We start from the raw sequence: 12,208 nt of genomic DNA, 5'->3' as shown, positions 1-12,208 counted from the left end.
CCCGACGAAGAAGCGACGTCCGGCCATGGTCACACCATCCCCATGCCGCGCACAACGCCCCGGGCTGCGCGGTTCCGGTCGGTTCCCTCACTGGGCACCGCCTCCGCCCGCGTCCATCGTGTGGCGGCCGCGCAGCACGCTCTGGCCGTCCTTGGCCGCGCCCTTGGACTGCCAGGCGGCGAACGTCGTGGGCACCTCCCCCGGAACCCCCGGACGGGCCGTACCGGACGTGGTGAGGAAGCGGCTGGGCATCTCGTACTTGGCCAGGCGCCGCAGCCACAGGAAGCCCGCCCCGTACAGCGCGATCACCAGGCACAGCACGAGCTGGCCGAGGAGGTCGTCGTACGGCTCGACGTAGGAGTGGTTGAAGACGGCCAGGCCGATCGCCGTCCCGACCGAGACGCCGACGACGATGCGGACGCTGCGGCGGGTGGCGCGCCGGTCGGCCTCGACCCGGCGGCGCATGTCCAGCTCGGCGCGCGCGGACCCGGCCAGCGCGCCGAGCATGTCGCGCAGCCCGGGGCCGCGCAGCTTGGCGTTCAGGATCAGCGCGGCGATGACCAGGTCGGCGGACGGGTCGTCCAGGTCGTCGGCGAAGCGGCGCAGCGCGTCCGGCAGCGGGACGCGGGTGTGCATCCGGTCGACCAGCGTGCGCAGCGGCTGCTGCAGGACGGGCGAGGAGGCGCGCAGCGAGGCGGGGATGGCCTGCTCCAGGCCGACCGCGCCGGCGATGGTGTCGCGCAGCGACTCCGTCCACGCGGCGAGCGCCTCCAGCCGCGCCATGCTGCGGCGCTCCTCCGACGCGCCGCCCGCCAGGCCGTTCCAGGCCAGGACGAGCACGCCGGTGCCCGCGGCCGCGATCGGCCACCGGGTGACGACCAGCACCGCCAGGCCGACGATCACGGCGAGCGCGGTGCGGGTGGTGAGGGTCTTCACCAGCTCCTCGCGGCTGCGCCTGGGCGGCGGCCCCGAGCGGGCGGGCAGCCCGCGGATCGCCAGGGCCAGCAGCAGGAGCCCGCCGCCGGCGAGCGCGCCGGCGGCGATGGCCAGCAGCACGTCGGGCGCGTACATCACCGCGCTCCGCTCGACGTCGGGAGCGTCACCAGGCACCTCCGGCGGCGACGTCGTAGCCGAACTCGGCGAGCTCGTCGGCGCAGGCGATCGGCGCGGCGGGCACGGCGACGCCGTCCGGCCCGGCGGCGAAGATCTCCGACGACAGCACCCGGCCGTCCGCGCCCGTCACCTCGCGGACGCTGGAGACGAACCGGCGCAGCCGCCCGCCCCGCGCGTACTCGTTGCGCTTCTCGATGAACACCACGAAGTCGATGGCGCCCGCGATCAGCATGTGCGTCGCCTCGACCGGCAGCCGCTCCTCCGACTGGATCGCGTACGTGGCGATCCGGTTGAAGACCTCCATCGAGGAGTTGGCGTGGATGGTCGACAGCGAACCGTCGTTGCCCTGCGTCATCGCGTTCAGCATGGTGACGATCTCGTCGCCGAGCACCTCGCCGACGATGACCCGGGACGGGTTCATCCGCAGCGACCGGCGGACCAGCTCGGCCATCGAGATCGCGCCCTGCCCCTCGGAGTTGGGCAGCCGCTGCTCGAAGGCGACGCAGTTGGGGTGCAGCTCGGGGAAGGCGTCCAGGCCCAGCTCCAGCGCCCGCTCCACGGTGATCAGCCGCTCGTGCGCGGGGATCTCGTTGGCGACGGCGCGCAGCAGGGTGGTCTTCCCGGCGTTGGTGGCCCCGGCGAGCATGATGTTCTTGCGGGCGTGCACGGCGGCCTTGAAGAAGTGCCCGATCTCGGGGGTGAACGTGCCGTTGCCGACCAGGTCGGACAGGAACACCTTGCCCAGGCGGGCGCGGCGGATCGACAGCGCGGGCCGCACCGTCACGTCCATCACCGCCGACAGCCGGGAGCCGTCGGGCAGCCGCAGGTCCAGCTGCGGGTTGGCGGTGTCGAACGGCCGCGACGACAGCCCGCTGTAGGCGGCCAGGATCTGGATGAGCTCGACCAGCTCCTCGTCGCTCTCGGCCACCGGCTCGCCCATGACCTCGCGGCCGTCGGCGTACCCGATGAAGACCCGGTCGCAGCCGTTGATGTCGATGTTCTCGATCTCGGGGTCCTCGAGGAGCGGCTGGAGGCGGCCGACGCCGAACAGCGCCGCGTGCACGCCGGCGGCCAGCGCCTCCTCCTCTTCGGCGTTCGGCGGGCGCCGCCCGGAGGTGATCTCGCCGCGCGCGAACTCCTCCAGCACCTGGCCGATCAGGGCGCGCGCGAACTGCCGCTCGTCCTCCCCGGTCATGGGCGGGAGGCCGCTCGCGGCGTCGAGGCGGCGCTGCTGGGCCAGCCGGTCGCCGACCTCCTGGCGCAGCCGCTTGACCAGGCCGTGATCCACCTAGAGCCTCCCCTCCTGGTACTGCTGCCGCTCGGGCGGTCGCGCGAGCGGTTCCTGGACGCCGGGTCGTTCGTGGGGTTGGGGAGGATGCCCGGGAGCGGGCGGTGCGCCGGGGACGGCCTGGGCCGCGGGCGGCACGGGGCCGGCGTGGACGGCGGTGCCGAGGCGGCCGATGAGCGTGGCCGCGACCTCGCGCGCCGAACGGATCAGCAGCGAGCGGTCGAGCCGCCCGCCCCACCGCCCGGACAGCAGCTCCGCGCCCTTGGGGTCGAGCGCCAGCCCGCCCAGCACCGCCACCGGGGGCGGCGCGGGACCGTACCCGGGCCCGGGGCCGCCGGGGGACGCGGCGTCCTGGCCCTGCAGCCGGCTCTGGACGCCCGCGACGATCCGGTCGACCTCGGCGATCGAGGCGCGGAAGTCGCGCGGATCGGCCAGCACGACCACCCCGATCGGCGGGCCGCCGCGCAGCTCGGACGCCAGCGCAGCCACGCGCTCGCGCAGGTGGGCCACCTGCTCCAGGGTCGCGCGGGTGAACAGGACGACCATGTCGGCCTCGCGCAGCAGGTCGTTCAGCGGGGCTCCGGCGCCGAGCCGGCCGCAGTCGGCCAGCACGTCCACCGGGGACAGCCCGGCGAACGCCCGCCCGAGCGGGCCCCACAGCCAGGTCATGGCCTGCGCCTGCTCGGCGTTGGTGATCCCGACCAGCACGTCGAGCCCGCCGACCAGCCGCTGGCAGTGCTCGGCGATCTGGTCGGGGCGCAGCCCGCGGCGGGCGGTGGCGGCCAGGCTGAGCAGGCCGCGGGACGGGTTGAGCATGCCGCCGTCGCGCGCCCCGCCCCGTCCGGCGGGGTCGTCGGCGGCGGCCGGCAGCCGGTAGACGAGGTCGCCGCCGGCCTGGTCGCACTCGGCGACCAGCACGGGACGCGGCCAGACCGCGCCGAGCGCGACGGCCGCCGTCGTGACGCCCGGCGCCCCCTTGTCGGCCGCGAGCGCGATGAGTGCCACGGTCAGTCCCCGCCCGTGCCGTTCGGGGCCTGGCCGCCGCCCGGACCCTGGTTCGGTGCGCTTCTCGGTGCGCCGGTCGTTCCGCCGTTCGCGCCGCCGGTCCCGCCGGTCGTGCCGCCGCCGTTCTGCGCGGGGGTCTGGCCGCCGCCTCCGGCCGGGGGACTCTGCGAGCCCTCCGGCTGCGCGGGACGCTCGGTGCTGGGCGGCGGCTGCTGCGGCTGGCCGCCACCGGTCACCCGGGTGCCCTCCGGGATCAGCGCGACCGCGACCGAGCCGGCCGAGGCGGCCTGGGTCACCGCGGGGGCCTCGTTGGGCGGCACCGCCACGTCCACCGTGGTCTGGTCGCCGCGCAGCCGGCCGCTGTCGCCGCCCTGCGACACGCCCACCACGATCGCGTCCGCCGACAGGACGGTGCCGGCGCGGGGGCCGCCGCCGGTGCCGCCGCCGACCGCGTACAGGCTGACCCGCTTGCCGGTCTCCAGCCCGCGCGAGGGGAACTGGCCGGGTTTGAGCGCCAGCCCGAGCACGACCCGGCCCTTGGCGGCGTCGTCGGTGCGGCTGACCATGCGGTTGGTGAGCAGCGCGCCCTGGACGAGCGGGACGGCGGCGTAGGCGCGGGCCACCGCGGCGCGCTCGGTCCAGTTGATGTAGTAGTCGGCGCCGGTATCGCTGACCTGCACCTCTTCGAGTGCGCTGAGCGGGATCCGCTGCCCGGCCGCGACCGGCTGGGCGACCCGGATCGCCGAGACCCGCTGCCCGCTGGCCATGACCAGGTAGGCGCTGGTGAGCGCGCCGCCGAGGATGAGGAGCACCGCCAGCGCCGCGAGCGCGGGCTTGCGTTCGCGCGGGGCGACCGGGAGCCGCTGCCCGCCCGAGGCGCCCAGCCCCGACCGGCCGAGGCCGTCGCCGCCCTGGCCGCCGGCCGGACTGGTCGCGATGCCGCCCGCGACGGCCGACTGGTTGGACTTCATGGGACTGCCCACGCGCTCCCTTCCCGCCCCTGCGGGCCCCGCCCCCCGCGGGATCCCCGTTTCACCGGGCGATCCATGCTTGCGGTGCCGGTCATGCCGCGTCAATGGATTCGGCGAGGTGAAGCCTGGCCGTAACGTGATGCACACCCTTGACCAGCATTGACGCTGATCACATGCTTTCTTACGAACAGTCACAGAAATCACTGACAACTCGTGGCCGATTTCTGCTATTACGGAACGGATATGCCATGGGAGCAACATCACCTTGTACGGCGAGGCAAGGCGCGTAAGTACCGCGGGTAAGGCCATGGGCGCCCTTCGCGGGCAAGACCGCAAGCTCCGCCTCGCCGGGCGGGCCGAATTATTAAGCTGACCCGAGCGGCGGCGCGCCAGGGAGGGCTCGAATGCGGATCTCGTTCACGGCACTGACCGGCCAGGGGCCCCGGGACGTCGTGATCGACCTCGATTCCGAGGTGACCGTCGGCAGCGTCGCCCGGTCGCTGTCCGCCGCGCTCGGCGGCGCGGACGGCGAAGGCGTTCCCGCGGGCAGGGGGCCGGGCCCGGTCCCGCTGAAGCCGCGCTTCTCGAAGGAGTCGCTGCCGAAGCTCGCCGCGGGCGGTTCCGGCGCGGTGCTGGCGGCGGACGGTTCTCGCCCGGCCCCGAGCGCGAACGGCGCGAGCGGGGCCGGCGGCGCGGGCGCGGCGCTGTGGATGGACGGGCGGATGCTCGACCCGCAGGCCCGCGCCGTCCGGGAACTGCGGGACGGCGCCGTCGTGGCCGTCGAGCAGCGCACCGCCGCCGCCACCGTCCTGGCCGAGCCCACCGGGGTGGTCGAGGTGCGCGTGGTCGCCGGGCCCGCCGCGGGCACGGTGCACCGGCTCGGGCTCGGCGCCGCGGCGCTCGGGTCGGGCGGCGACGTGGACGTGACCATCGACGATCCCGCCGTCCCGGCGCGGGCGCTGCGCGTCACGGTGGGGCGCGGCGACGTCCAGGTCGAGTCGACCTCGCAGGCCATGGGCGGCGGCGCGCTGCTGGACGGCGAGCCGCTCTCCGGCGCGACGGCGTGGCCCGACGGGGGCATGCTGGCCGTCGGCTCCACCATCCTCACCCTCGCCCGCAGCGCCGCCCCCGACGCCCACCTGGAGCCGCTGCCCGAGGGCGGGCTCGCGTTCAACCGCCCGCCGCGCCTCAACCCCGCCGGGCGCGAGCGCCGCCTGGAGGTGCCCAAGCGTCCCGAACGCAATCCGCGCGAACGCCTGCGCCTCTTCGGCGCGCTGCTGTTCTCCGCGTTCGGTCTCGTCATGGCCTTCGCCCTGGGGCAGTGGTGGTGGGCGCTGTTCGCGCTCGCCTGGCCCGTGATGACGGTGGGCGAGTGGATCGGCGACCGGGTGCACGGGCGCAAGTCGTACAAGAAGGCGCTGAAGGAGTACCAGGGCAAGGTCGCCGAGTTCGGGGGCAGGCTCGACCGGCTGCGCAAGGAGGACGAGGCCGAACGGCGCACCGTCCACCCCGACCCGGCCGAAGTGCTGCTCACCGCCACCGGTCCCAGGCGGCGCCTGTGGGAACGCCGCATCACCGACGAGGACACGCTGCACCTGCGTCTGGGCCTGGCCGACCTGCCCGCGCGGATCGAACTCGCCGGGCTCGACGACGACCGGTCCGTTCCCGCCGATCCTGAACTGGGCGACGTGCGCGTGCCCACGGCGCATCTCGTGCCGGTCGCGCTGCCCCTGCCCCAGCTCGGAGTCATCGGCCTCACGGGTCCGCGGCACGCCTCACGCGCGCTCGCGCGCTGGATGGTGGCGCAGGCCGCCGTCCTGCACAGCCCCCGCGACCTGGCCATCGTGGTGCTCAGCGCCGACCAGGACGCGGGCGAGGAGTGGAACTGGGTGCGGTGGCTGCCGCACTGCGCGCCGCGCGAGGGCGAGGAGTGCATGGCCCTGGTGGGCACCGACCCGGAGTCGGTCGCGCACCGCATCACCGAGCTCGCCATACGGGTGACGGAGCGGCGCCGCACGGCGCAGGCGTCCTCCGGTTACTTCGGGCAGGGCAAGCCGGCCGAGAACGTCCCGTACAACATCCTCATCGTGCTGGACGGAGCCCGCGCGCTGCGGCGCGTCCCGGGGATGCCCATGCTCCTGTCGCGCGGCCCGGAGTACGGCCTGTACGCCATCTGCGTGGACGACGAGGAACGCCTCCTGCCCGAGGAGTGCACGGCCGTCGCCGCCTGGGATCCGCAGAGCCCCGAAACGCTGCGGCTCCGCGGCCGCGGCCTCGACGTGCTGGGGCCGGTGCTGGCCGACCAGGTCTCCCCCGCGTGGACCGACCGCGTCTCGCGCGCGCTCGCCCCGGTGCGGGACGTGTCGCGTGAGGACGCCGCGGAGGCCATCCCGTCCAATGTCCGGCTCCTGGACGTGCTCGACATGGCCACCCCCACGGCGGAGCACGTCCTGGCGTCGTGGGCGCGCACGGGCGGCCGCACCACCCGCGTCCCCATCGGGCTCGGCACCGACGGCACGCACCGGATCGACCTGCGCGCCGACGGGCCCCACGGCCTCATCGCCGGCACCACCGGCGCCGGCAAGTCCGAGCTGCTCCAGACCCTCATCGCGTCCCTGGCCGTGGCCAACCGCCCGGACGAGATGACGTTCGTCCTCATCGACTACAAGGGCGGCGCCGCGTTCAAGGACTGCGCCAGGCTCCCCCACACCGTCGGCATGGTCACCGACCTCGACGGCCACGCCACCGAACGCGCCCTGGAATCGCTGGCCGCCGAGCTGCGCCGCCGCGAGGAGATGCTGCTGCACGCGGGCGCCAAGGACATCGAGGACTACAACGACCTCCGGGCCCGCACCCCGGCCCTGGCGCCGATGCCCAGGCTCGTCCTGGTCATCGACGAGTTCGCCGCCATGGTCACCGAACTGCCCGACTTCGTGGCGGGCCTGGTCGACATCGGGCGCCGGGGGCGTTCCCTGGGGGTGCACCTCATCCTCGCCACGCAGCGTCCCGCGGGCGTGGTCACGGCCGACATCCGCGCCAACACCAACCTGCGCATAGCGCTGCGCGTCACCGACCCCGACGAGTCCACCGACGTGCTGGACGCAGCAGAGGCCGCCGGCATCTCCAAGGCGACCCCCGGCCGCTGCTACATCCGGTCGGGCGCTTCAGAGCTGCACGCCGTCCAGTCCGCGCGCGTGGGCGGACGGCGTCCCGGTGCGACGGCCTCCGACCAGGCGACCGTGCTGCCCGTGCCGTGGCAGGGCCTGGGCCGCCCTATGCCCGCCCCGCGCGAGGCCGCCGACGACACGATGGTCACCGACCTGGCCGTGCTCGTCCACGCCGTCGACGAGGCCGCCCGGCGCGCCGATATCCCGCGCCAGCCGTCCCCCTGGCTCAACCCACTGCCGGAGCAGGTCCGCCTGGCGCCCCGTACGGCGGCCGGCGGCTCGGTGGTCGACGTCCCCCCGATCCCGTTCGGCATCACCGACCTGCCCGCCGTGCAGAGCAGGGAGCCGCTCAGCCTGGACCTCGCCAACGGCGGCCACCTCTACCTGGCGGGGTCCGCGCAGTCGGGACGCTCCACCGCCCTGCGCACCATCGCCGGTTCCCTGGCGGGCGCGTGCTCGCCCTACGACGTGCACCTGTACGCCGTCGACTGCGGAGCGAACGCGCTGCTCCCCCTGGTCGGGCTCCCGCACTGCGGCGCCGTCGTAACGCGCGACCAGCTCGACCGCTGCGAACGCCTCCTGACCGCGCTCGCCGCCGAAGTGGCCCGGCGCCAGCAACTCCTGGCCGAAGCGGGCTTCGCGTCCCTCACCGAACAGCGCGCCTCCGTGGCCGCCACCGACCGCCTCCCCTACATGGTCCTCCTGCTGGACCGCTGGGAGGGCTTCATCGGCGCGTTCGAGAACTACGACTACGGCCGCCTGGTCGACGCCGTCCTCCGCCTCCTGCGCGAAGGCGCGTCCGTGGGACTGCGCGCCGTCTTCACCGGCGACCGCACCGGCCTCAGCGGGCAGATCTCCACCGTGTTCGACCGCCGCCTCATCCTGCGCATGGCCGACCCCAACGACTACGGGTACGCGGGCGTCCAGGAGAAGCAGGTCCCCGCGTCGATGCCGCCCGGACGCGCGCTGGAACTCCTCACTCCCGGCGTCCCCCTGCGCGAGTCGCAGATCGGCCTGCTCGGCGACGACCCGTCCGGCACCGCCCAGGTCGCGGCCCTCCAGGACTTGGCCCGCGCCTGCGTCACCCGCTACGGGCGGCTTCCGCGCAGGCAACGCCCCATCCACGTGGACGAACTGCCCGTCCGCGTCACCTACCGGGAGGCGATGGCACTCGACCAGGACTTCCTGGCCCCGTCCCCGCTCTGGACCCTCGTCGGCGTTGGCGGGGACACCCTCGCCCCCGTCGGCATCGACCTGCTGAACGAAGGCCCGGGGTTCGTGGTGGCGGGCCCGCCCCGCTCCGGCCGTTCCACCACGCTCCGCACGATCGTGCACTCCTTCCTGGACCCGACCGTCGCCGGAGGGCTCGTCCCGGTCGTCCTGGTCACCCCGCGCCGTTCACCGCTGCGCCTGCTGGCGGGCCGTCCCGGCGTCCTGGGCCTGCTCACCGGCGACTCCGAGGCCGACGACCTCATCGCCGCCATCGGCGACGAGCACCGCTACGTCGTCGTGGTGGACGACGCCGAACTCCTCGACGAGACCGAACTCGACGACTCCCTCCGCGACATCCTCCGCACCGCCCGCGACGGCGAGCACGCCGTCGTCATCGGCGGCACCACCGAGGACCTCGGCCGCGGCTACCGCGGCTTCCTCTCCGACGCCCGCCGCGCCCGCTCCGGCGTCCTGCTCTCGGTCGACAGCCCCGAGGACGGCGACCTGTTCGGCCTGCGCCTCCCCCGCAACGCCTCCCTGGGCGGCCCCACGGGCCGCGGCCTCTTCGTCGCCTCCGGTCTGACCACGGGCATCCAGGTCGCGCTCCCGCCCCCGGTCGGCGGAGACTCCGCGGGCTCCCCCCGCTGACCAGCCCCTACTCGCCCGCCCGGGAAGCCAGGACGGCCTCGAACACCGCCGCCAGCTCCGCCGCGTCCTCACCCGCGTGATGGGTGTGCGGAAGGCTGATGCCCAGCTTCTGCATGATGACGCTCTTGCGCGTGCTCACCCATTCGCAGCCGTCCAGGCCCATCCAGTAGCTGCGCAGGTCGATCCCTGCCCCACTGGCATTGAACGGGCTCTTGCCGAGGAACCGCATGAAGTACCAGTGCACGAACATGCCGTCGAACACCGCGGGCCCGGCCAGGAAGACCGGCCGCCCTTCCTTCCGCAGGCCGTTGATCCATTTGGCCGCGGCAGCCATCGCCTCAGCCGCCTCCGGCGCCTCCCGCACCAGCCGGTCACGGTCGAGGCCCGACACCGCCAGCGCCTCCGGCACGAACTCGTCCGAGATGGGCCGCACCTCGGTGTAGAACCGCAGATCGTCCCGCCCGACCACGGCCATCCCCAGCGAGATCATGCTGTAAGGCCCCGGAATCGGCCCGTCCGCCTCGACGTCCACCGCCACATAAAACTCCGGCAACTTCCCCATGCCGCCGAACCTATCCACCCCTCCCCCGCCCCGGCCATTCAATTTGCCCCGCCCCGGAACAGAGGAATGAACACACCGTAATCCCGATACGGAAATGCGCGGCCACCCATCCTCGGGCGCGGGCCGAGAGCCTCGGGACGGCGGAGTCGGCCCAGGTCAGGCCATGGATTGGGCGCCGTCCAGGGATTCTCGGATGATGTCGGCGTGGCCGGCGTGCTGGGCTGTTTCGGCGACGATGTGCACAAGGACCCGGCGGGCCGACCACTGTTCGCCGGGCGGGTTCCAGGGGGCCTCGGGAAGCGGGTGCGCGGCGTTCAGGTCGGGCAGGCCGGCGACCAGTTCGTCGGTCCGGGCGGCGACCTCGGCGTATTCGTCCAGGACGGCCGCGAGGGTCTCGCCGGGGAGCATCCGGAACTGGTCGGCGCGCCGCTGGAAGTCCTCCTCGGTCATCTCCGAGAAGGCGCCCATCGCCGAGGGGCCCTCCAGGATGAAGTCCCCCCAGCCCCGCTCGACGGCAGCGACGTGTTTGATCAGGCCGCCCAGGCAGAGCTCGCTCACGGTGGTGCGCCGCCCTGCCTGCTCGTCGGTCAGGTCGCGGACGGTGAAGCGCAGGAAATGCCGCTGCTTGGCGAGCGCGGCCAGCAGATCGGCCCGCTCGGTCGAAAGGTCGTCCCCCATGGCGGGAGTCATTCCCGCTCACGGGCCGGGCATCCGGAAAAGAGCGCGGGTCCCGGCCTCGGGGGGATGGGCCGGGACCCGCGGGTCAGGGGGAGACGGGCCTCAGCGGGTGGCCGCCTCGATGTTCTGCTGCGAGCGCTTGATGTCCTGACTGCCCTGCTCCAGCGCGACGGCCATCTTGTCGAAGGCGCTCTTGGCCTCCATCCAGGCCGCGCGGAACCGGTCCGCCTGCGGGCCCCACCAGATCTCCTGGCTGCTCACGGTGCGACCGTTCAGGTCCTTGATCAGAGCGTCCAGGTTGCGGGAGTGCTTGCTGAACATGCGGGACAGGTCTTCCAGCGCCCCGATGCTGGCGCCCCTCTTGTCGGTCATGATCGACCCTTTCGTCGCCGGAACGGCCACAGGCCTTGCGAATGCTTTCCAGGCAATGCCGACAGCCTACGACTCATCGTTCACAATAATCCAGCCGACCGCCGATCATGGCTGTTGATTGTGCCGTATTTCCCTGCCGCCCGTGCTGTCCGGATCCGGCCAGCCCGGACGCGTTCCTGACGTCGGCTATGACCCCAGGTCAATGAATTCGCAGGTCGCGGGCCGGGCTTTTCAGCGGGGATCGGGGTCGTTGATGGGGCGGGCGGCCGGATCGACGACGCGCTCGCCGGTGAGGATGATCGCCTCGCCGACGGCGGTGAACTCGAAGCGGCGGCGGACCGACTGGGTGACCTTGCCCGTCTCGTACCGGACCTCGGTGTGCTCGACGGCGTCGAGGGTGATGCGGTCGCCGGTGCGGACGGCGCGGGCCGCGTCCAGGCGGGTCCGGGCGCCGGTGAAGGCGGGGCCGCCCTCGACGGGGGCGCGGTTGCGGTTCTCCAGCTCGCGCGCGGCGCGTTCCTGGACGCGGGCCAGGCGCGGGGCGATCTCGACGCCGAGGATCTCGGTGGGGACGTGCCGGCGGTCGTGCCGGCCCTTCTCCACGAGCGCCTGGGAGCGGTACTGGACGAGGGTGCTGGCCACCACGGTGAGCTGGCGCCGGGTGTCGTCGTCCACCGTGGGGGTGTCGAGGCCCACGGCCGAGGAGGGCGGTACGGCGCAGACGGCCATGGCGAGGAGCGCCAGGCCCAGGCGTGTCCTGTGGAGGGCCATCGGACTCCCGCTCGTCGGCTGATCCCCCGCGAAGATACACCCGGGCCCCGGCGACCAGGGAATGAAAATGGTTATCATCCTGTTGGGCCGGTCAGGAGGTAGCGATGAAGAAGAACATTCACCCCGAGTACCGGGCCGTCGTCTTCCGCGACCGGGGCGCCGGACACGCCTTCCTCACCCGATCCACCGCCACGAGCGAGCGGACGATCGAGTGGGAGGACGGCCGGACCTACCCCGTGATCGACGTGGACGTCTCCTCGGCCAGCCACCCGTTCTACACGGGCCGGACCAGGGTCCTGGACTCGACCGGCGCGGTCGAGAAGTTCAGGCGGCGGTACGGGAAGTGACGCATGGGGCGGGCCCCGCGCGGGCCCGCCTTCCAGCGGCGCGAGGGGCACGAGAGCCCCAAAGGAGCCCCTTA

General features: G+C 73.7%; 10 protein-coding genes. 2 read left to right on the top strand and 8 right to left on the bottom strand.

The window, feature by feature from the left end; all coding sequences use genetic code 11:
* Positions 1 to 87 precede the first annotated feature (87 nt).
* The 4 genes from ACZ466_RS28085 to ACZ466_RS28070 are packed head-to-tail and all read right to left on the bottom strand — an operon-like array spanning position 88 to position 4,389.
* Positions 88 to 1,110: a type II secretion system F family protein gene (locus ACZ466_RS28085; RefSeq protein ID WP_378282665.1), complete on the bottom strand. Its 1,023-nt coding sequence runs from the start codon at positions 1,108 to 1,110 to the stop codon at positions 88 to 90.
* The gene (locus ACZ466_RS28080; RefSeq protein WP_378282666.1) at positions 1,100 to 2,401 is read right to left on the bottom strand and encodes a CpaF family protein; all 1,302 of its coding nucleotides are present in this window, start codon (positions 2,399 to 2,401) and stop codon (positions 1,100 to 1,102) included. The genes ACZ466_RS28085 and ACZ466_RS28080 overlap by 11 nt, the downstream gene beginning before the upstream one ends.
* Entirely contained in the window at positions 2,402 to 3,406 is a 1,005-nt protein-coding gene (locus tag ACZ466_RS28075) for a hypothetical protein (protein WP_464041715.1), read from the bottom strand.
* A 2-nt stretch (positions 3,407 to 3,408) separates the two neighbouring features.
* Positions 3,409 to 4,389 carry a hypothetical protein gene (locus tag ACZ466_RS28070; RefSeq protein ID WP_378282668.1) on the bottom strand — a complete coding sequence of 327 codons (981 nt, stop codon included), beginning with the start codon at positions 4,387 to 4,389 and terminating at the stop codon, positions 3,409 to 3,411.
* 392 nt (positions 4,390 to 4,781) lie between these two features.
* Between ACZ466_RS28070 and ACZ466_RS28065 the strand changes: the two genes are divergently transcribed.
* Positions 4,782 to 9,404, top strand: coding sequence for an FtsK/SpoIIIE domain-containing protein (locus ACZ466_RS28065; RefSeq protein WP_378282669.1), 4,623 nt, complete (start codon positions 4,782 to 4,784; stop codon positions 9,402 to 9,404).
* Positions 9,405 to 9,411: 7 nt separating this feature from the next.
* Here the strand turns inward: ACZ466_RS28065 and ACZ466_RS28060 are convergent, their stop codons facing one another.
* The 4 genes from ACZ466_RS28060 to ACZ466_RS28045 form a co-directional block, all read right to left on the bottom strand.
* Entirely contained in the window at positions 9,412 to 9,966 is a 555-nt protein-coding gene (locus ACZ466_RS28060; protein WP_378282670.1) for an exonuclease, read from the bottom strand.
* A gap of 156 nt (positions 9,967 to 10,122) precedes the next feature.
* Positions 10,123 to 10,644 (bottom strand): DinB family protein, encoded by a 522-nt coding sequence (locus ACZ466_RS28055; protein WP_378282671.1) that lies wholly within the window; start codon positions 10,642 to 10,644, stop codon positions 10,123 to 10,125.
* Between the two features lie 102 nt (positions 10,645 to 10,746).
* Entirely contained in the window at positions 10,747 to 11,016 is a 270-nt protein-coding gene (locus tag ACZ466_RS28050; RefSeq protein WP_378282672.1) for a WXG100 family type VII secretion target, read from the bottom strand.
* A 231-nt stretch (positions 11,017 to 11,247) separates the two neighbouring features.
* On the bottom strand, positions 11,248 to 11,787 hold the full coding sequence (locus ACZ466_RS28045; protein WP_378282673.1) for a hypothetical protein: 540 nt from the start codon (positions 11,785 to 11,787) through the stop codon (positions 11,248 to 11,250).
* A 104-nt stretch (positions 11,788 to 11,891) separates the two neighbouring features.
* On the opposite strand from ACZ466_RS28045, the gene ACZ466_RS28040 reads away from it, so the two are divergent.
* Complete coding sequence (locus ACZ466_RS28040) at positions 11,892 to 12,134, top strand: type B 50S ribosomal protein L31 (RefSeq protein ID WP_378282674.1); 243 nt, start codon at positions 11,892 to 11,894, stop codon at positions 12,132 to 12,134.
* Positions 12,135 to 12,208: the final 74 nt, after the last annotated feature.

Source organism: Actinomadura rugatobispora (genome assembly GCF_055379765.1).
The sequence above is the reverse complement of the archived record's forward strand: the minus strand, read 5'-3'. Positions and strand labels throughout refer to the sequence as shown.

What these genes read in the sequence shown, in the direction of transcription:
- ACZ466_RS28045 (WP_378282673.1), bottom strand. Translation starts at nt 11,787, where the DNA reads ATGGCCCTCCACAGGACACGCCTGGGCCTGGCGCTCCTCGCCATGGCC.
- ACZ466_RS28040 (WP_378282674.1), top strand. Translation starts at nt 11,892, where the DNA reads ATGAAGAAGAACATTCACCCCGAGTACCGGGCCGTCGTCTTCCGCGAC.
- ACZ466_RS28050 (WP_378282672.1), bottom strand. Translation starts at nt 11,016, where the DNA reads ATGACCGACAAGAGGGGCGCCAGCATCGGGGCGCTGGAAGACCTGTCC.
- ACZ466_RS28055 (WP_378282671.1), bottom strand. Translation starts at nt 10,644, where the DNA reads ATGGGGGACGACCTTTCGACCGAGCGGGCCGATCTGCTGGCCGCGCTC.
- ACZ466_RS28065 (WP_378282669.1), top strand. Translation starts at nt 4,782, where the DNA reads ATGCGGATCTCGTTCACGGCACTGACCGGCCAGGGGCCCCGGGACGTC.
- ACZ466_RS28060 (WP_378282670.1), bottom strand. Translation starts at nt 9,966, where the DNA reads ATGGGGAAGTTGCCGGAGTTTTATGTGGCGGTGGACGTCGAGGCGGAC.